Origin of the sequence: Mycobacterium sp. 4858 (assembly GCF_900240975.1) — a bacterium.
Lineage (GTDB): Bacteria > Actinomycetota > Actinomycetes > Mycobacteriales > Mycobacteriaceae > Mycobacterium.
This window is the reverse complement of sequence record NZ_LT968775.1, coordinates 1,559,721-1,579,992: the sequence shown is the minus strand read 5'-3', so window position 1 is coordinate 1,579,992 and position 20,272 is coordinate 1,559,721. Positions and strand designations below refer to the sequence as shown.

At 72.8% G+C, this 20,272-nt stretch carries 6 protein-coding genes and 1 pseudogene; 4 read left to right on the top strand and 3 right to left on the bottom strand.

Annotated elements, in window-relative coordinates:
* Positions 1-50: 50 nt before the first annotated feature.
* From C1737_RS07200 to C1737_RS07185, 4 genes and pseudogenes are all read left to right on the top strand, one after another.
* Positions 51-6,425, top strand: a complete 6,375-nt coding sequence (locus C1737_RS07200; protein WP_102417591.1) for a type I polyketide synthase — start codon at positions 51-53, stop codon at positions 6,423-6,425.
* A 7-nt stretch (positions 6,426-6,432) separates the two neighbouring features.
* Positions 6,433-12,722: pseudogene (locus C1737_RS07195) on the top strand (SDR family NAD(P)-dependent oxidoreductase).
* Between the two features lies 1 nt (position 12,723).
* Complete coding sequence (locus C1737_RS07190; RefSeq protein ID WP_102417590.1) at positions 12,724-15,786, top strand: type I polyketide synthase; 3,063 nt, start codon at positions 12,724-12,726, stop codon at positions 15,784-15,786.
* Positions 15,787-15,910: 124 nt separating this feature from the next.
* Positions 15,911-16,972, top strand: a complete 1,062-nt coding sequence (locus C1737_RS07185) for a type III polyketide synthase (RefSeq protein ID WP_102417589.1) — start codon at positions 15,911-15,913, stop codon at positions 16,970-16,972.
* 5 nt (positions 16,973-16,977) lie between these two features.
* Here C1737_RS07185 and C1737_RS07180 read toward each other — a convergent pair whose 3' ends face one another.
* Genes C1737_RS07180 through C1737_RS07170 form a run of 3 tightly spaced genes read right to left on the bottom strand, consistent with a single transcriptional unit; the run spans position 16,978 to position 20,258 of the window.
* Entirely contained in the window at positions 16,978-17,733 is a 756-nt protein-coding gene (locus C1737_RS07180; RefSeq protein ID WP_158243956.1) for an SGNH/GDSL hydrolase family protein, read from the bottom strand.
* A 7-nt stretch (positions 17,734-17,740) separates the two neighbouring features.
* On the bottom strand, positions 17,741-19,510 hold the full coding sequence (locus tag C1737_RS07175) for an ABC-F family ATP-binding cassette domain-containing protein (protein WP_102417588.1): 1,770 nt from the start codon (positions 19,508-19,510) through the stop codon (positions 17,741-17,743).
* 19 nt (positions 19,511-19,529) lie between these two features.
* Positions 19,530-20,258 carry a PAS and ANTAR domain-containing protein gene (locus tag C1737_RS07170; RefSeq protein ID WP_067920982.1) on the bottom strand — a complete coding sequence of 243 codons (729 nt, stop codon included), beginning with the start codon at positions 20,256-20,258 and terminating at the stop codon, positions 19,530-19,532.
* Between the last annotated feature and the right edge of the window lie 14 nt (positions 20,259-20,272).

Below are 20,272 nucleotides of genomic sequence, written 5' to 3'. Positions count from 1 at the left end.
TGCCTTCGGAGAAACCTCGTGATGACATTTCCTTGCCCGGGCCGCGTTTCATGACCGGCGACTCCGACGAGCTGGTCAGGGCGCTCCGCGCGGCGCTGAAGGACAACGAGCGGCTGAAGCGCGAGGCCCGCGAATACCTCGCCGCGGCAACCGAACCCGTGGCGGTGGTCGGGATGGGTTGCCGGTACCCGGGGGGCGTGGATTCGCCGGAGGCCCTGTGGCAGATGGTGGTCGAGGGCCGTGACGTGGTCTCGGAATTCCCGGCGGACCGCGGCTGGAACCTGGCCGGCCTGTTCGATCCCGACCCCGACGCGGTGGGAAAGTCCTACGCCCGGTGCGGGGGCTTTTTGGCCGACGTCGCCGACTTCGACGCCGCCTTCTTCGGCATCGCGCCCAGCGAGGCGCTGGCCATGGACCCGCAGCAGCGCCTGCTGCTCGAGGTGTCCTGGGAGGCGTTGGAGCGGGCCGGGATCGACCCCGCCGAGCTGCGCGGTTCGGCGACGGGCGTGTTCGCCGGGATCTTCCACGGCTCCTACGGCGGCCAGGGCCGGGTGCCGGGACACCTGGAGCGCTACGGGTTGCGCGGATCCACGCTGAGCGTGGCGTCGGGCCGGGTGGCCTACTCGCTGGGCCTGGAGGGCCCGGCCATCTCGGTGGACACGGCCTGTTCGTCGTCGCTGGTGGCGCTGCACCTGGCGGCGCGGTCGCTGCGCGCCGGCGAATGCGACCTGGCGCTGGCCGGCGGCGTGACGGTGATGGCCACCCCGGCGATGTTCATCGAGTTCAGTCGGCAGCGGGCGCTGGCGGCCGACGGGCGTTGCAAGGCGTACGCCGGCGCCGCCGACGGCACCGGCTTCTCCGAGGGCGTCGGCGTGCTGGTGCTGGAACGGCTGTCCGACGCGCGCCGGCACGGGCATCAGGTGCTTGCGCTGCTGCGCGGGTCGGCGGTCAATCAGGACGGCGCCTCCAACGGGCTGGCGACGCCCAACGGGCCCTCGCAGCAGCGGGTGATCCGGGCCGCGCTGGCCGACGCGCGCCTGCGCGCCGCGGACGTGGACCTGGTGGAGGGGCACGGGACGGGCACCACCCTCGGGGATCCGATCGAGGCGCAGGCGGTCTTGGCCACCTACGGCCAGGACCGGCCGGCCGACCGTCCGCTGTGGCTGGGGTCGATCAAGTCCAACATGGGCCACACTTCGGCGGCGGCGGGCGCCGGCGGGGTGATCAAGATGGTGCAGGCGGTCCGGCACGGGCTGATGCCCAAGACGTTGCACGTGGATGTGCCCACGCCGCACGTGGATTGGTCGGCCGGCGCGGTGTCGCTGCTGACCGAGGCGCGGGAGTGGCCCGCGCAGGACCGGCCGCGCCGCGCCGGGGTGTCGTCGTTCGGGATCAGCGGCACCAATGCGCACGTCATCGTCGAGCAACCACCGCTGGAGCCCGAAAGTCCCGCGCCGGCCGGCGATGACGCGCCCGCGCCGTGGGTGCTGTCGGCCCGGTCGGCCGACGCGCTGGCCAACCAGGCGTCCCGGTTGCTGGCGCGGGTGCACGACGACCCGGGTGTGCGGGCGGTCGACGTGGCCTGGTCGCTGGTGTCGACGCGGTCGCTGTTCGAGCACCGCGCCGTGCTGGTCGGGGACCGTGAGCGCCTGCTGGCGGGGCTGGCCGACCTGGCTGATCTCGCCGCCGGCGCGCCGGGGGCGGGTGCGGTGGTGGGCCGGGCGCAGCCGGTCGGCAAGACGGTGTTCGTGTTTCCCGGTCAGGGCTCGCAATGGGTCGGCATGGGATCCGAATTGCTCGACAGCTCACCGGTTTTCGCCGAACACCTGCAGCGCTGCGAGAAGGCGCTCGCCGAACACGTGGACTGGTCGTTGGTCGACGTCATCCGCGGGGCGCCCGGGGCGCCCGGACTGGACCGGGTGGACGTCGTGCAGCCGGCCCTGTGGGCGGTGATGGTGTCGCTGGCGGAGTTGTGGCGATCGCTGGGGGTGGTCCCCGACGCGGTGATCGGCCACTCGCAGGGCGAGATCGCGGCGGCGTATGTGGCGGGGGCGCTGTCGCTGGAGGACGCCGCCCGGGTGGTCGCGCTGCGCAGCCGGCTGCTGGTGGGGTTGGCGGGCGCGGGCGGCATGGTGTCGCTGGCCTGCGGGGTGGCCCGGGCCGAAGAGTTGATCGCCGGGTTCGGCGATCGGTTGAATGTGGCTGCCGTCAACGGTGTTTCGGCGGTGGTGGTGTCCGGTGAGGTGGCGGCGCTCGACGAGTTGATGCGGTGTTGCGAGGGCGGCGACGTGCGGGCCCGCCGGATCGACGTCGACTATGCCTCCCACTCCCGGCACGTCGACGCCATCGGCGCGGCGCTGGCCGAGGCGCTGGCCGGGATCGAGCCGCGCTCGTCCTCGGTCACGCTGTTCTCCACCGTGACCGGCGAACCGCTGGACACCGCGGGGCTGGACGCCGACTACTGGTTCCGCAGCATCCGGCAGACGGTCCAGTTCGAGCGGGCGGTGCGGAACGCCTGCGGCTCCGGGTACGGCGTGTTCGTGGAATGCAGCCCGCATCCCGTGCTGCTCGCCGCCGTGGAGGAGACGCTGGCCGATTGCGGCCACGACGCGTTGGTGGTCCCCTCCCTGGGCCGCGACGACGGTTCGCTGCAACGGTTTTGGCTTTCGGCGGGTCAGGCCCACGTGGCCGGCCTACCGGTAGACTGGCGGGCCACGATGGCCGGCCTGGGTGGGCGGCGCGTGGAATTGCCGACGTACGGGTTTGTGCGGCAACGGTTTTGGCTGCCAGGCGGCGCGACGGGATCGGGAGACGTGGCAACTCTGGGGCTGGCCGGCGCGCGGCACGCGCTGCTGGGCGCGGTGGTGGCGCGGCCCGACTCCGGCGGCGTGGTGCTCACGGGCCGGCTGTCGACGGCCGCCCAGCCGTGGCTGGCCGACCATGCGGTGGGCGGCACCGTGTTGTTCCCCGGCGCGGGATTTGTGGAGCTGGCCATCCGCGCCGGCGACGAGGTCGGGTGCGGTGTCCTGGAGGAGTTGACGTTGTCGGCCCCGCTGGTGTTGCCGGCCGCGGACGGCGTCCAGGTGCAGGTGGTGGTCGGCGCCGCCGCCGAGTCGGGGCGTCGCGAGGTGTCGGTGTACGCGGCCGGCGCGCAGTCGGAGTGGGTGCTGCACGCCCAGGGCCTGTTGGGCGCGGCGGCGGTGGCGCCGGCCGCGGACATGTCGGTGTGGCCGCCGGTGGGGGCGACGCCGGTGGAGGTGGGCGACGCCTACGCGCGGCTGGCGGAGCGGGGCTACGAGTATGGCCGGGCATTCCGCGGCCTGCGGGCGATGTGGCGGCGGGGCGACGAGATCTTCGCCGACGTCGCGTTGCCGGACGACGCCGGTGCGACGGACGGTGGCTTCGGCATGCACCCGGTGTTGCTGGACGCGGCGCTGCACGCGATCGGCGTGGCCGCCGGGCAGGGCCAGACCGTGTTGCCGTTCTCCTGGCAGGGGGTGTCGTTGCACGCGGCGGGCGCATCGCGGGCGCGGGTCCGGATAACACCCTCCGGTGCCGGGGCGGTGTCGGTGGAACTGGCCGACGGCTCCGGGCTGCCGGTGTTGTCGGTGCGCTCGTTGGCGATGCGCCCGGTTTCGGCCGAGCAGCTTTCGCTCGCGGCGGCGCCTGCCGAGGGCTTGTTCGAGGTGGCGTGGTCGCCGGTCGCCTTGAGCGGCAACGGCTTCGACCGGGACGTCACCGTGTGGGGGCCGGGCGCGCACGGCGGCGACGTGGTGCGCTCGGTGCACGCGGCCACCACCGAGGCGCTGGGCGCGCTGCAATCGTGGTTGGGCGAGGCCGGGTCACCGGTGGTGGCCGTGCAGACCCGCGGCGCGGTGGCGCTCCCCGGTGAGGACGTCACGGACCTGGCCGGCGCGGCGGTGTGGGGGTTGGTGCGCTCGGCGCAGGCCGAGCACCCGGGCCGGGTGGTGTTGATCGACTCGGACGGATCGCTCGACGCGCGGGCGGTGATCGGCTGCGGCGAGCCGCAATTGGCGGTCCGCGACGGCGTGGCGTACGCGGCCCGGATGCGGCCGGCGCGCAGGGGATCGGTTCTGCGGCTGCCGCCCGGGGGCTGGCGGCTGGACGCCGGCGCCGGCGGCACGCTGGAGGACCTGGTGGTGAGCCCTTGCCCGCCGGTGGAATTGGACGCCGGCCAGGTCCGGGTGGCGGTGGCCGCGGTCGGGGTGAACTTCCGGGACGTGCTGGTCGCCCTGGGCATGTATCCGGGCGGTGGCCGGCTGGGGGCCGAGGGCTCGGGCGTGGTGGTCGAGGTGGGTCCCGGTGTGACCGGGCTCTCCGTCGGTGACGCGGTCATGGGGCTGCTCGGGGTGGTCGGGTCCGAAGCCGTGGTCGATCAGCGGGTGGTGACCCGGGTGCCCGAGGGCTGGTCGCTGGTGACGGCGGCGGGTGTGCCGGTCGTCTTTCTCACCGCGCTCTACGGGCTGTCGGAGCTGGCGGGCCTGCGTGCCGGCGAGCGGGTGCTGGTGCACACCGCCACCGGCGGGGTGGGGATGGCCGCGGTCCAGCTGGCGCGGCACTGGGGTGCGGAGGTGTTCGCCACCGCGAGCCGCGGCAAGTGGGACACCCTGCGCGCCATGGGATTCGACGACGACCACATCGGCGACTCGCGGACGCTGGAGTTCGAGCAGAAGTTCTCGGCCGCCACCGGCGGGGCCGGTGTCGATGTGGTGCTCAATTCCCTGGCGGGCGAGTTCACCGACGCGTCGCTGCGGCTGCTGGCCCCCGGCGGGCGCTTCATCGAGATGGGCAAGACCGACGTCCGCGATCCGCACGACGTCGCCGAACGGTACGGGGGCGCGCGGTATCGCGCCTTCGACCTGATGGAGGCCGGCGAAGACCGCACCGCCGCGATGCTGGCCCGGATCGTGCAACTGCTTCACGACGGCGCCGTGAAACCGTTGCCGCTCAAGACCTTCGACGTCCGCTGCGCCTCGGCGGCCTACCGGTTCGTCAGCCAGGCCCGGCACATCGGCAAGGTCGCACTCACCGTCCCGTCCGGGCCCGGCGCGGTGCTCAGTGGGTGTGGCGGGCTCGCCGGCGGCAGCGTGGTGATCACCGGCGGCACCGGCATGGCCGGCTCGGCGCTGGCCCGCCACCTCGTCGACCGGTATCGCGTGGCCCACGTGGTGCTGGCCAGCCGCGCCGGCGCCGGGGCCCCGGGGGTCGCGGAGCTGGTGGATCGCCTGCAGGAGGCCGGCGCCCGGGTGACGGTGGTGGCCTGCGATGTCGCCGACCGCGACGCGGTCGCGGCGATGCTGACGCAGATACCGGACGAATATCCGCTGCGCGCTGTGGTGCACGCGGCCGGCATCCTCGACGACGGGCTGGTCTTGTCCCTGACCCCGGATCGGGTGGATGCCGTGTTGCGGGCCAAGGTCGACGGCGCCTGGCACCTGCACGAGCTGACGCGCGAACAGGATCAGTCGGCGTTCGTGGTGTTTTCGTCGATGGCCGGAATCGTGGGCACTCCCGGCCAGGCCAACTACGCCGCCGCCAACAGCTTCCTCGACGGGCTGGTCGCGTACCGGCGCGCGCACGGGCTCCCGGGCCTGTCGCTGGCCTGGGGCCTCTGGGAGGAGGCGTCGGCGATGACAGCCCATCTCGGCGAACGCGACAAGGCCCGGATGAGCAGGCTCGGGATCGCGCCACTGTCCACCGAGCAGGCGCTGGAGTCGTTCGACGCCGCGATGCTGGTCGAGGCCCCGGTGCTGATGGCCGCCCGCCTGGATCGGGTCGCCCTGTCCGACAACGCCGCCGCGCTGCCCCCGCTGTTGAGCGAGCTGGCCGCCCGCACCACCCGCCGCGTCATCGACGACGTCGACACGACCGCCCTGATGACCGGGCTCGCGGCGCGCCTGCACGGCTTGGCCCCCGAGGCGCGACAGCGTGAGCTGGTCGACCTGGTCCGCGGCAACGCGGCTACGGTGCTGGGGCTGCCGAATCCCGCCGACATCAACGCGGGCCGCGCGTTCCAGGATCTCGGCTTCGATTCGCTCACCGCCGTCGAGCTGCGCAACCGGCTGAAAACCGCCACGGGGCTTACGCTTTCACCCACGCTGATCTTCGACTATCCCACGCCGTCGGTGCTGGCGGAGCACCTCGACGGTCAGCTGTCCGCCGGCCCGAGCGACCAGCCGGACCTGATGGACCGCTTCACCGACATCACCCGCGAACTGCAGGCCCTGCTGGCCCAGCCCAGTTGGGACGCGGGCGCCAAATCGGCGCTGCGGGCCCGGCTGCACAACCTGCTCGCCACCCTGGACCCCGACGATCACCCCGACCCCGAAGGCCTGGACGCCGACCTCGATGCCGCCACCGAAAGCCAACTCTTTGCCATCCTCGATGAAGAACTCGGCCGCTGAGACCACGATGCCGGACACCTCGCAGCACGTCGACTACCTCAAGCGACTGACGGCCGATCTCAGGCGGGCGCGGCGACGCGTCTCGGAGCTGGAGGGCCGGCTGTCCGAACCGATCGCGGTGGTCGGCATGGCGTGCCGCTACGCGGGCGGGGTGGATTCGCCGGAAGCCCTGTGGCAGTTGGTCAATGAGGGCCGCGACACGGTGTCGGACTTCCCGGCGGATCGGGGCTGGGACGTCGAGGGGCTGTACGACCCGGATCCCGACGCGGCGGGCAAGATGTACACCCGGCAGGGCAGCTTCCTGCGCGACGCGGCGGACTTCGACGCCGGGTTCTTCGGTGTAGGGCCCAGCGAGGCGCTGGCGATGGATCCCCAGCAGCGGTTGATGCTCGAGATCTCGTGGGAGGCGTTGGAGCGGGCCGGGATTGACCCGCTGGGGTTGCGGGGCTCGGCGACCGGCGTGTTCGCCGGCGTCATCCATGCCGGTTACGGCGGCGAGGTGAAGGGCGAGCTGGAGGGCTACGGGCTGACCGGTTCGACCCTGAGCGTGGCGTCGGGGCGGGTGTCCTATGTGTTGGGGCTGGAAGGCCCCGCGGTGTCGATCGACACGGCGTGTTCGTCGTCGTTGGTGGCGATGCATCTGGCCGCGCAGTCGCTGCGCTCCGGGGAGTGCGACCTGGCGCTGGCCGGCGGGGTCACGGTGATGGCCACGCCCGCCGCGTTCGTCGAGTTCAGCCGCCAGCGGGCGCTGGCGCCGGACGGCCGGTGCAAGGTGTACGCCGGCGCCGCGGACGGGACGTCGTGGTCGGAGGGCGCGGGCGTCCTGGTGCTCGAGCGGCTGGCCGACGCGCGGCGGATGGGGCATCCGGTGCTCGCGGTGCTGGCGGGTTCGGCGGTGAACCAGGACGGCGCCTCCAACGGGCTGACCGCGCCCAACGGGCCGTCGCAGCAGCGGGTGATCCGGACCGCGCTGGCCAACGCCGGGCTGACCGCCGCGGACGTCGACGTGGTCGAAGGCCACGGCACGGGAACGGTGTTGGGTGACCCGATCGAGGCCCAGGCCCTCCTGGCCACCTACGGGCAGGACCGGCCGGCGGACCGGCCGCTGTGGTTGGGGTCGATCAAGTCCAACATCGGTCACACCTCGGCCGCGGCGGGGGTGGCCGGGGTGATCAAGATGGTGCAGGCCATGCGCCACGGGGTGATGCCCAAGACGCTGCACGTGGATGTGCCGTCGCCGCATGTGGATTGGCAGTCGGGCGCGGTGTCGCTGTTGACCGAGCCACGGCCGTGGCCGGCCCGCGACGGGCGCCGCCTGGCGGGGGTGTCGTCGTTCGGGATCAGCGGGACCAACGCCCACGTGCTCGTCGAGCAACCCCCCGCGGACCCCGAAGCCGTTGCGGCGCAGGGCGACCGGCCGGACACGGTGGTGGCGTGGGTGATCTCGGCCCGCTCGCCCGACGCGCTGGCGGCACAGGCCGCGCGGCTGTCGGCCCACCTGGACGCCGAGCCGGACCTGCACCCGGTGGACGTGGGCTGGTCGCTGGCCACCACCCGGGCGGCCCTGGACCACCGCGCGGTGCTGGTCGGCGGCGACCGCGACACCCTGCTGGCGGGGCTCGCGGGCGTCGCGTCGGAGGAGCCGGGCCGGGGGGTGGCCGTCGGGCGCACGCGCGCGGCCGGTAAGCGGGTGTTCGTGTTTCCCGGTCAGGGCTCGCAGCGGCTCGGGATGGGGCGGGACCTGCACCGGCGCTTCCCGGTGTTCGCCGAGGCGTTCGACGAGGCCGTGGCGGCGGTGGACGCCCACGCCCGGCTGCCGCTGCGCGACGTGATGTGGGGCGGCGACCCGGAGTTGTTGCAGAGCACGGAATTCGCCCAGCCGGCGCTGTTCGTGCTCGAGGTCGCCCTGGCGGCGCTGTGGCGGTCGTGGGGCGTGACGCCCGACGTGGTGATCGGCCACTCGGTGGGGGAGATCGCGGCGGCCTGCGTGGCCGGGGTGTTGTCGCTGCAGGACGCGGCGCGGGTGGTGACCGCCCGCGGCCGGCTGATGGCCGCGCTGCCGGACGGCGGGGTGATGGTGGCGGTGACCGCCGCCGAGGCCGACGTCGCGCCGCTGCTGAACGGCGGCGTCAGCATCGCGGCGGTCAACGGCCCGGACGCGGTGGTGCTGTCCGGTGACCGGGCCGCCGTGACGGCCGTGGCGGACCGGCTGGCCGAGCGCGGGAGGCGGGTGCGGCAGCTGGCGGTCTCGCACGCGTTCCACTCGTCGCTGATGGAGCCCATGATCGAGGAGTTCTCCGCGGTGGTGGCCGCGGTGTCGCCCAGCGCGCCGCGAATCGAGTTGGTGTCCAACGTGACCGGGCGACTGGCCGGGCCCGGATACGGGTCCGCCGACTACTGGGTCGAGCACGTGCGCCGTCCGGTGCGGTTCGTCGACGGGGTGCGGTGCGCCGAATCGCTGGGCGGCGGCGCGTTCCTGGAGGTGGGTCCGGGCGCGGCGTTGACGGCCGCGGTGGAGCAGTCGCTGGCGGCCGAGCCGGCCGTGTCGGTGGTGTCGATGCCCAAGGACCGCCCCGAAGTCGACTCGCTGCTGCTGGCGGCCGGGCAGCTGTTCGCCTCCGGCGCCGACGTCGACTGGGCCGCGGCGTTCGCCGGCCTGGCCGCCCGCCGGGTCGACCTGCCGACGTATGCCTTTCAGCGGCGCAGGTTTTGGTTGTCGGCGGAGTCGATGGGCGCCCGCGACACCGCCGGCCTGGGCCTGGCGGCGGCCGAGCATGCCCTGTTGGGCGCGGTGGTGGAGCGGCCCGATTCGGGCGGCGTGGTGTTGACGGGCCGGCTGTCGGCGGCGGCCCAGCCGTGGCTGGCCGATCACGCGGTGACCGGGACGGTGTTGTTCCCCGGCGCGGGGTTCGTCGAGCTGGCGCTGCGGGCCGGCGACGAGGTGGGCTGCCCGGTGATCGAGGAGCTGACGCTGTCGGCGCCGCTGCCGCTGCCGGCCGCCGGCGGGGTCCGCGTGCAGGTGGTGGTCGACGCCGCCGCCGAGAACGGATCCCGGGCCGTCGCGGTGTATTCGCAGGCCGGCGCGGAGTGGACGGTGCATGCGCAGGGCGTGCTGAGCGAGGGCGCGCCCGGACCGGGAACGGATCTGTCGGTGTGGCCGCCCATCGGCGCCGCGGAGGTCGACGTGACGGGCGCGTACGACGACCTGGCGGCGCGCGGCTACGGGTACGGTCCGGCCTTCCGCGGCCTGCGGAGGGTGTGGCGCCGGGGCGCCGAGACCTTCGCCGAGGTGGAGGCCCCGCAGCAGGCCGGTGTGACGGTGGGCGGCTTCGGGATTCACCCGGTCGTGTTGGACGCGGCCCTGCACGCCCTGGGGGTCGCCGACGAGCGGGGCCAGACCGTCCTGCCGTTCTCCTGGCAGGGGGTGTGCCTGCATGCGGCCGGGGCGTCGCGGGTCCGGGTGCGGCTGGCCCCGGCGGGCGAGGGAGCCGTCTCGGTCGAACTGGCCGACTCGTCGGGTGTGCCGGTGCTGTCGGTGCGCGAGCTGGTGACGCGTCCGGTCTCGGCCGCGCAGCTGTCGGCGGCCGTCGCGGCGCGATCCGGCGGCGGGGAACTGTTGGAGGCCGTGTGGTCCCCGATCACGTTGCCCGACGACGCCGTCGGCGCGGAACCCGAGGTGTGGCGGCCGCCGGCGGGCGGCCCCGAGGTGGTCGGATCGGTGTACACCGCCACCCACGAGGCGCTGCGGGTGTTGCAGTCCCGGGGCGAGGGCGCCCCGCCGCTGGTGGTGCAGACCCGCGGCGCGGTGGCGCTGCCCGGCGAGGACGTGCCGGACCTGGCCGGCGCGGCGGTGTGGGGGCTGGTGCGGTCGGCGCAGGCCGAGCATCCGGGCCAGGTGGTGCTGGTCGACACCGACGGGTCGCTCGATCTCGCGTCCGTGATCGGTTGTGGGGAACCGCAATTGGTGGTCCGCGACGGCGTCGCCCACGGCGCCCGGCTGAAGCCGCTCAAGGCGCACCCCGTGTTGCGGTTGCCCGAGCCGCCGTCGGTGTGGCGGCTGGCGGCCGGCGACGCCGGCACGCTGGAGGACCTGGCGGTCGAGTCCGGCCCGCCGGCCGACCTGGCGGCCGGGCAGGTGCGGGTGGCGGTGGCGGCCGCCGGGGTGAACTTCCGCGACGTGTTGGTGGCCCTGGGCATGTACCCCGGCGCGGCGCAGCTGGGCGCCGAGGGTGCCGGGCTGGTGACCGAGATCGGACCCGGCATCACGGATCTGGCCGTCGGCGACCCGGTCACGGGAATCGTGGGCCTGACGGGGTCGGAGGCCGTCGTCGATCGGCGGCTGGTGACGCGGGTGCCACCGGGCTGGTCGTTCGCCGACGCCGCCGGCGTGCCGGTGGTGTTCCTCACGGCGTATTACGGGTTGTCGGTCCTGGGCGGGGGGTGGGCATGGCTGCCGTGCAACTGGCCCGGCACTGGGGCGCCGAGGTCTTCGCCACCGCCAGCCGCGGCAAGTGGGACACCCTGCGCGCCATGGGTCTGGACGACGAGCACATCGCGGATTCGCGGACGCTGGACTTCGAGCGCGAGTTCTCCGCCGCCACGGGCGGCGCCGGGATGGACGTCGTGCTCAACTCGCTCGCCGGCGAGTTCACCGACGCCTCGCTGCGGCTGCTGGCCCCCGGTGGGCGCTTCATCGAGATGGGCAAGACGGACCTGCGCGACCCGGCGGCCCTGGCCGATGTCGCATACCGCGCGTTCGATCTGATGGAGGCCGGGCCTGACCGCATCGCCGAGATGCTGGCCGAGTTGATGCGGTTGTTCGCGGACGGGGTGCTGAAGCCGTTGCCGGTCAAGGCCTTCGACGTGCGGTGCGCCGCGGACGCCTACCGGTTCGTCAGCCAGGCCCGCCACATCGGCAAGGTCGTGCTCACCATGCCCGACGGGCCCGCCGGGCTGGGCGGCGGCACCGTGCTGATCACCGGCGGGACGGGCATGGCGGGGGCGGCGGTGGCCCGCCACCTGGTCGACCGCCACCGGGTGCCGCACATCGTGTTGGTCAGCCGCAGCGGGGAGGGGGCCGACGGCCTGCCCGAGCTGGTCGCCGAGCTGCGCGGCGCCGGGGCGCAGGTGTCGGTGGTGGCCTGCGATGTCGGCGACCGGGACGCCCTGGCGCGGGTGCTGGCGCAGGTACCGGCGCACCTCCCGCTGCGCGGGGTGTTCCATGCCGCGGGCGTGCTGGACGACGCGGTGATCGCGTCGCTGACGCCGGAGCGCATCGACACGGTGTTGCGGTCCAAAGTCGACGGCGCGTGGCACCTGCACGAGCTGACCCGGGGGCTGGATCTGGCGGCGTTCGTGGTGTTTTCGTCGATGGCGGGAATCGTCGGCGCGCCGGGCCAGGGCAACTACGCGGCGGCCAACAGCTTCCTCGACGGCCTGGTGGCTTACCGCCGGGCCCACCGGTTGCCCGGCCTGTCCATCGCCTGGGGGATGTGGGAGCAGGCCTCGGCCATGACGCAGCACCTCGGCGACCGCGACAAGGCGCGGATGAGCCGCGCCGGGCTCGCCGCGCTGTCCACCCGCCAAGCGCTGGACCTGCTGGACGCCGCGCTGCTGGCCGAGCCCCCTGTCGTGGTGGCCACCCGGCTCGACACCGCCGCGCTGGCGCACGCCGGCGCCGCGCTGCCGCCGTTGTTGAGCCAGTTGGCATCTCGGCCGGTGCGGCGGATCCTCGACCCGACAGACATGGTGTCGTTGACTGGTCTGCGGGCGCGGCTGGAGGGACTGGCCCCCGAGCAGCGGCGCCGTGAGCTGGTGGAGCTGGTGAGCGGCAATGCCGCCACGGTGTTGGGTCACAGCACCGCGGACGTCGGCGCCGAGCAAGCCTTCGCCGATCTCGGCTTCGACTCGCTGACCGCCGTGGAGCTGCGGAACAGGCTGAAAATCGCGACCGGGCTGACCCTTTCGCCGACGCTGATCTTCGATCACCCGACGCCGGCGGCGCTGGCCGAGCATCTCGACGCTCAGCTGTCCACCGGGCCGAGCGGTGAGCCGCCCGATCGCATGGCCCGCTTCAACGACGTGATCCGCGAGATGCAGGCGCTGCTCGGCCGATCCGACTTCAGCCCCGGCGACAGGGCGCAGCTCGCCACCCGGCTGGAGGGCCTGCTGGCCGGCCTGACCGGCCCCGCGCCCGCCCCGTATCCCGACCACCCCGACGACCCGTTCGACGACGACATCGCCACCGCCACCGAGAGCCAGCTCTTCGCCATCCTCGACGAAGAGAGCGGCCCCTAGCATGACCGACGTCGCCATCATCGGCCTCGCATGCCGATTCCCGGGCGCGGAGAACCCACGCGACTTCTGGGGCGTGCTGCGCGACGGCCGGGAGGCGACGCGGCTGCCCGGCGACGTCGCGGAGTTCGACGCCGATTTCTTCCACCTCTCGCCGCGCGAGGCGTGCGCGATGGACCCGCGCCAACGATTGGCCCTCGAACTGGCTTGGGAGACGTTCGAAGACGCGTTTGTGGTGCCGGAAACCGTTCGCGCTGAGTCTGTTTCGGTGTACATCGGGGCGATGGCCGACGATTACGCGGTCCTCACGCTGCGCGACATCGCCGACAACCTCGACCACCACTCGTTCGCCGGTATCAGCCGGGGAATGATCGCCAACAGGGTGTCCTACGCCCTCGGGTTGCACGGGCCCAGCATGACCGTCGATTCCGGGCAATCCTCTTCGCTGACCGCGGTGCACCTCGCGTGCGAGGGCCTGCGTTCCGGCGAATCGACGCTGGCGCTGGCCGGCGGCGTCCATCTCAACCTGGCCGACGAAACGGCAATGCTGGAGCGCGAATTCGGGGCGCTGTCGACATCGGGTCACACCTACGCGTTCGATCCGCGCGCGGACGGCTACGTCCGTGGAGAGGGCGGCGGCCTGGTGCTGCTCAAGCCGTTGCCGGCGGCCCTGCGCGACGGGGACCGCATCCATGCCGTCATCCGGGGCAGCGCCGTGGGCAACGCGGGGCACAGCGCCGCGGGCCAGACGGTGCCCTCGGTCTCCGCCGAGGCCGACGTGATCCGGCGGGCGCTTGCCGCCGCCGGCCTGGGCAGCGGCGACATCGACTACGTCGAGGCGCACGGCACCGGGACGAGGGTCGGCGACGCGGCGGAAACACAGGCGCTGGGGGAGGTGTTCGGCGGGCGCGGCCGTCCGCTGGACGTGGGATCGGTGAAGACCAACATCGGCCACGCCGGCGCCGCCGCGGGCATCGCTGGCCTGCTCAAGGCCGTGCTGGCCGTGCGCCATTCGGTGATTCCGCCGAGCCTCAACCACGCCGGGGCGAATCCCGACCTCGATCGCCTGGGGCTGCGGGTCACCACCGCCGCGCAGCCGTGGCCGAGCACGGAGCGCGCGCGCCGCGCCGGGGTGTCGTCGTTCGGCATGGGCGGCACGAACGCGCACGTCGTCGTGGAACAGGCCCCCGCGCAACCGGATACCCCCGCGGGGGTGCCCGACGGGCCGGTCGCGTGGGTGCTGTCGGGCCGCTCCGGGCGCGCCCTGGCCAGCCAGGCGCGGCGGCTCACGGAATGGCTGGCGGACTCGGAGGCGACCGCGCCCGACGTGGCGTGGTCGCTGGCGACGACGCGTTCGGTGTTCGACCATCGGGCGGTGCTGGTGGGTCACGATCGCGAGGCGCTGACCCGCGACCTGGCGGCCTTGGCCGCCGGGGAGCCGGCCCCCGGGCTGGTGGTCGGCCACGCCGGGCCGGCGGTCAGGACGGCCTTCGTGTTCCCCGGCCAAGGCTCGCAATGGCCGGGGATGGGCCGCGGGCTCCATCACCGGTTTCCGGCGTTCGCCCGCGCGTTCGACGAGGCCGCCGCCGCGATGGACACCCACCTGCGGGTGCCGTTGCGCGAGGTGATGTGGGGCGGCGATGCGGAGTCGTTGCAGGACACCGAGTTCGCGCAGCCGGCGCTTTTCGTTCTCGAGGTGGCCCTCGCCGCCCTGTGGCGGTCGTGGGGGGTGACACCCGATGTGGTGCTGGGCCATTCGGTGGGGGAGATCGCGGCGGCGTGTGTGGCGGGCGCGCTGTCGCTGGCCGACGCGGCGCGCGGCGTGGCGGCCCGCGGCGGATTGATGGCCCGGCTGCCGGCGGGCGGGGTCATGGTGGCGGTGAGCGCCGGCGAGGCGGAGGTGACCCCGATGCTGGGCGCGGACGTCAGCATCGCCGCGGTCAACGGACCGAACGCGGTGGTGCTCTCCGGTGGGCGGGACGCGGTTGCCGCGGTCGCCGACCGCCTGGCGGGCACCGGCCGGCGGACGCACCGGTTGGCGGTCTCGCACGCTTTCCACTCGCCGTTGATGGAACCGATGCTCGACGAGTTCGCGCATCGGATCTCCGGCGTCGAACCGCGACAACCCCGAATCTGCCTGATATCCAACGTGTTCGGAGAGCCCGCCGCCCCCGGATACGGATCCGTGCGGTACTGGGTCGAACATGTGCGCCGGCCGGTGCGTTTCCTCGACGGCGTGCGCGCCGCCGAGGCGTTGGGGGTGACGGCGTTCGCCGAGATGGGCCCGGGCGGTGGGCTGAGCCCGGCGGTGGACCAGTCGCTGACCACCGAGCGGCCGATCTCGGTGGTGACCATGCCCAAGGACGGTCCCGAGATCGAGTCGCTGCTGCACGCGGCCGGCCGGCTGTTCACCGCCGGTGTCGGCGTCGGCTGGCCGGGCGTGCTGTCCGGCGCGGGGGGCCGCCGGGTCGACCTGCCGACGTACGGGTTTGCGCGACAACGGTTCTGGCTGTGGGATAAACGGGATGCGCTGCCGGCCAAGGTGAGTCGGTCCCCGGACCTGACCGAGCGGTTGCACGCCCTGCCGCAGGCGGACCAGCGGAGGCGGCTGGTCGAGCTGGTCTGCGAGCACGTCGCCGCCGTCTCGGGACACCCCGATGGCCGGGCCATCGACCGCGACCGCGCCTTCGCCGACCTCGGGTTCGACTCGCTGACAGGCGTCGAACTGCGCAACCGGCTGACCACCGCGACCGGCCTGGCTCTGTCGCGGACCCTGATCTTCGACTATCCCACGCCCGCGGCGCTGGCCGATCATCTGCGGCAGCAACTGTTCCGCGGGGACGGCGACGAATCCGACGACGACAAGCTGTGGTCTGCGCTGCGCAGCATCCCGGTCGCCGAGCTCCGCAGAGCCGGATTGCTTGACAAGCTTCTGCTGCTCGCCGGTAAGCCGGAAGACGTTGTCGCCGAACCGCTCATCAGCGGTGACGAGATCGATTCCCTGACCCCGGACGCGTTGATCGCGATGGCGCTGAATTCGGGTGACGACGAGGACGCCACACGATGAAACGCCAAATCAATTACACACACGTCGAATACGTCAATCTTTTGCCGGAATACCGCGAACCGCATAAGCTTCGGGGATCGGCGAAAGTCCCAGTCAAGCTGGGATCCAAGCAAGAGGGTTGGGCATGAGCGTCATCGCGGGTGTGTTCGGAGCGTTGCCGCCGCATCGTTACAGCCAGGCCGAAATCACCGACCAGCTCGTCGAATTCCCGGCACTCAAGGAGCACGAGGGAGTTGTGCGGCGGCTGCACGCCGCCGCCAAGGTCAACAGCCGTCACCTGGTCCTGCCGCTGGAGCGTTACCCGTCGCTGACCGATTTCGGTGAGGCCAACGAGATCTTCATCGAACACGCCGTCGAACTCGGTTGCGAAGCGCTGCTGGGCGCGCTCGACGAGGCCGGCCTGCGACCGCAGGACATCGACATGATCGCCACCACCACGGTGACCGGCGTTGCGGTGCCGTCGCTGGACGCGCGGGTCGCCGGTCGGCTGGGACTGCGCCCGGACGTGCGTCGGGTGCCGCTTTTCGGGTTGGGCTGTGCGGCCGGGGCGGCGGGCGTGGGCCGGTTGCACGACTATCTGCGCGGCGCACCGGACGGCGTCGCGGCCCTGGTGTCGGTCGAGCTGTGCTCGCTCACCTTCCCAGCGGTCAAGCCCACCGTGTCGGGCCTGGTCGGCACCGCCATGTTCGGCGACGGGGCCGCCGCCGTGGTCGCGGTCGGCGACCGTCGCGCCGACCGGCTGAGTCCGAACGGGCCCGACATCGTCGACTCCCGGAGCCGCCTGTATCCCGAGTCGCTGCACATCATGGCCTGGAACGTGAGCCCGGCCGGGTTGCACCTGGTGATGTCCCCGGAGCTGACTGACTTCATCGACCGCTACCTGGCCGACGACGTCAGCCGGTTACTGGGCGCCCACGGCCTGACCAAGGACGACATCGGCGCCTGGGTGGCCCATCCCGGCGGTCCCAAGGTCATCAACGCGATCGCCGGGAGCCTCGAGCTGCCACCCGATGCCCTCGAGCTGACCTGGCGCTCGCTGGGTGAGATCGCGAACCTGTCGTCGGCCTCGGTGCTGCACATCCTGCGTGACACCATCGCCAAGCCGCCGCCCGGCGGCGGCCCCGGGCTGATGGTCGCGATGGGCCCGGGGTTCAGCTCCGAGCTGGTGCTGTTGCGCTGGCGCTGAGGCGCTCAGTTCGCCGCCGCGGGCGAGTCCAGGAAGCCTTGAACGGCCTCGGTGAGGATTAGGCCGCCACGGGTGTTCAGGTGGATGCCGTCGATGTGGAACTCCCACCCGTTCATCCGGGAGATTTCGTCGAAGCTGCGCCGCAGCACCGCCTCCCGGATCAGGTAGTCGCGGTAGAACGCCGGGAAAGAGAACCGGGTGAACGGCTTGGCGGTGCCGGCGCGGACCATTTGGTCCTGGAACGCCTCGGCGAACCCGAGGTAGTCCGTCCCCTCCCGCGCCGCCACCGCCCGGATCGCGGCGTTGTAGGCGGCGAACTCCTCGTTGAGCCGAGCCTGGACGGCGTGCCCCGAATGCGGGTCTTCCCCCACGGGCGCCAGGGAACTCAGCGCGATCCTGGCGCCGGTCTCCAGGCGCAGCCTGCGCGCGATGAGTTCCAGGTTTTCCTCGAACCGCCGCGCGGTCGGCTCGGCGGGCAGCCCCTTCCACACGCGCACCACCCTGCGGAAGTTCGGAAAGACGCCGGCCAGGATGTCGTTGGTACCGATCAGGACGATCACCCGGTCGGGCCGGATGGCGGTCACGCGGCGCAGCCGCCGGACGGTGTGGAAGGACAGGTCGCCGCCGACGCCGAAGTTCACGAACCGGAACCGACTGTTGCGCGGCCGATTCTGCAATTCGGTGATCCACCGGTAGGCCCCCTTGGCCGCGGTGGTGCTCGAGCCTACGCAGGCAACGGTTTCGGTGGGGCCTGAAGTCACAGTCGCATTATTCGAGAATCTCCGACAGATCCAGCCACCGACTCTCCGTCGAGGCGACCTCATCTTCCAGCGCGCGCAGCTCCGCGGTGAGCCGCGCGATGCCGACATGGTCGGCCTGGTCGTGCCCGGCCAGCTCGTGGTGTTTGTCGGCGATCTGGTCGGCCAGGCGCGCGAGCCGGCGGTCGATGCCGGCCAGCTCCTTCTCCGCGGCCCGCCGTTCGGCTCCCGACATCCCCGCCGCCTCGGGGCGCGCCGGCTGGGCGGGCGCGCCGGTGCGCGCCGCGGCCAGCCGCAGGTACTCGTCGATGCCGCCGGGCAGGTGGCGCAACCGGCCGTCGAGGATGGCGTACTGCTGGTCGGTGACCCGCTCCAACAGGTAGCGGTCGTGCGAGACGACGATCAGGGTGCCCGGCCACGAATCGAGCAGGTCCTCCATCGCGGCCAGCATGTCGGTGTCGACGTCGTTGGTGGGCTCGTCGAGGAGCAACACGTTGGGTTCGGACAGCAGGGTGAGCATCAGCTGCAGCCGCCGCCGCTGCCCGCCGGAGAGCTCGCCGACGCGGGCGGAGAGCTGGCCGCCGCCGAAGCCGAGCCGCTCCAGCAGTTGGGCCGGCGTCACCTCGCGGCCCTCGACCTCGTACCCCCCGCGCAGCCCGCCCAGCACGTCGGCGATCCGGTCGTCGCCGAGGCCGGCCAGGGCGTCACCCTGCTGGTCCAGGACCGCCAGCCGCACGGTCTTGCCGCGCTTGACCCGCCCGGTGTCCGGCGTCACCGTGCCGGCGATCAGCCCCAGCAACGTCGACTTCCCGGCACCGTTGGCCCCGACGATGCCGGTGCGTTCGCCCGGCGCGATCCGCCACTCGATATCGCGCAGCACCGGCCGACCGTCAAACGAGACCGACACGTCGAGCAGGTCGATCACGTCCTTGCCGAGCCGGGCCGTCGCCAGCTTGGCCAGCTCGACGGTGTTGCGCAGCGGCGGCACGTCGGCGATCAGCTGGTTGGCCGCCTCGATGCGAAACTTGGGCTTCGAGGTGCGCGCGGGTGCACCGCGCCGCAGCCACGCCAGCTCCTTGCGCATCAGGTTCTGCCGCTTGGCCTCGGTGGCGGCGGCCATCCGGTCCCGCTCGACGCGCTGCAACACGTACGCCGCGTAGCCGCCCTCGAACGGCTCCACGATGCCGTCGTGCACCTCCCACGTCGTGGTGGCCACCTCGTCGAGGAACCAGCGGTCGTGCGTCACCAGCAACAGCCCGCCGGTGTTGCGCGCCCAGCGCTGTTTGAGGTGCTCGGCCAGCCAGGTGATGCCCTCGATGTCCAAATGGTTGGTCGGTTCGTCGAGGGCGATCACGTCCCAGTCGCCGACCAGCAGCTGCGCCAGCTGGACCCGGCGGCGCTGGCCGCCGCTGAGCGTGGCGGTCGTTGCGTCCCAATCGATGTCGGCCACCAGGCCGGCGACCACGTCGCGGACCCGCGCGTCGCCGGCCCACTGGTGTTCGGCCGCCTCGCCCACCAGCGTCCAGCCGACCGTGCGGCCCGGCTCCAGGGTGTCTGCCTGGCTGAGCGCGCCGACCCGCAGGCCGCTGCGGCGGGTCACGCGGCCGGAGTCGGGTTGCAGCTGCCCGGTCAGCAGCCGCAGCAGGCTCGACTTGCCGTCGCCGTTGCGCCCGACGATGCCGATGCGCGCGCCGTCGTTGACGCCGAGCGTGACCGATTCGAATACCAGCTGGGTCGGGTATTCGAGGTGGACGGCCTCGGCCCCCAATAGGTGCGCCACCGGCCCGACCCTACTGGCGCTATTGGAGGGTCAGCAGCGCCCGGTCGATTTCGCGTTGGGTCTCCGCCGACGCCTGGCTGGCCAGGGCGCCCAGAAAGCGGCCGGCGAGGTCGCGCAGTTTCAGGTTGGTCTCCTGGGAACGCCACACCAAAATGTCGAACGCCCGCTCCGCGGAGATGCCGTAGGCGGCCATCAGCACGCCCTTGGCCTGCTCGATGCGGGCGCGGGCGTCGGCGACCGCCGACAGCACGTTGTTGATGTCGGTCTGCAGCGAATCGGTGACGTCGACGTAGAAACCGGACGTCCCGACCAGGGTCCCGCTGTCGTCGAGCATCCGGTCGCCCGCGACGACCACGCAGTGGGTGCGCCCGCCGGTGTCGATGATGCGGTGGCGGCTGCTGAACGCCTTGCCCCGCATGACGCGGTCGAGGACGGCCGCGACGCGATCGCGGTCTTCAGGGTGCTTGTGCTTGAGCAGCAGGTCCGTGGTGGGCTCCACCTGCCCCGGCTGGTAGCCGTGCATGCGGGCGACCGCCGGTGACCACTCCCAGCGGTGCCCGTCCAGGAAGAACCGGAACCGGCCGACGCTCTGCGGCTCGCCCAGGCCCAGAACCAAATCGACCGCGTTGAGGTCTTGCTCGTCGACGGCGTCGGACATGAACGCCTCACACGCCGAGGCCGCCGAACCGTCGTCGGCGGAGTCCCCGTTGCGTCCCTGCACGGCTTCGTCGTCAAAGTTCACGGTCATCGTGGGCTGTCCTT

What these genes read in the sequence shown, in the direction of transcription:
- C1737_RS07200 (WP_102417591.1), top strand. Translation starts at nt 51, where the DNA reads ATGACCGGCGACTCCGACGAGCTGGTCAGGGCGCTCCGCGCGGCGCTG.
- C1737_RS07190 (WP_102417590.1), top strand. Translation starts at nt 12,724, where the DNA reads ATGACCGACGTCGCCATCATCGGCCTCGCATGCCGATTCCCGGGCGCG.
- C1737_RS07185 (WP_102417589.1), top strand. Translation starts at nt 15,911, where the DNA reads ATGAGCGTCATCGCGGGTGTGTTCGGAGCGTTGCCGCCGCATCGTTAC.
- C1737_RS07170 (WP_067920982.1), bottom strand. Translation starts at nt 20,258, where the DNA reads ATGACCGTGAACTTTGACGACGAAGCCGTGCAGGGACGCAACGGGGAC.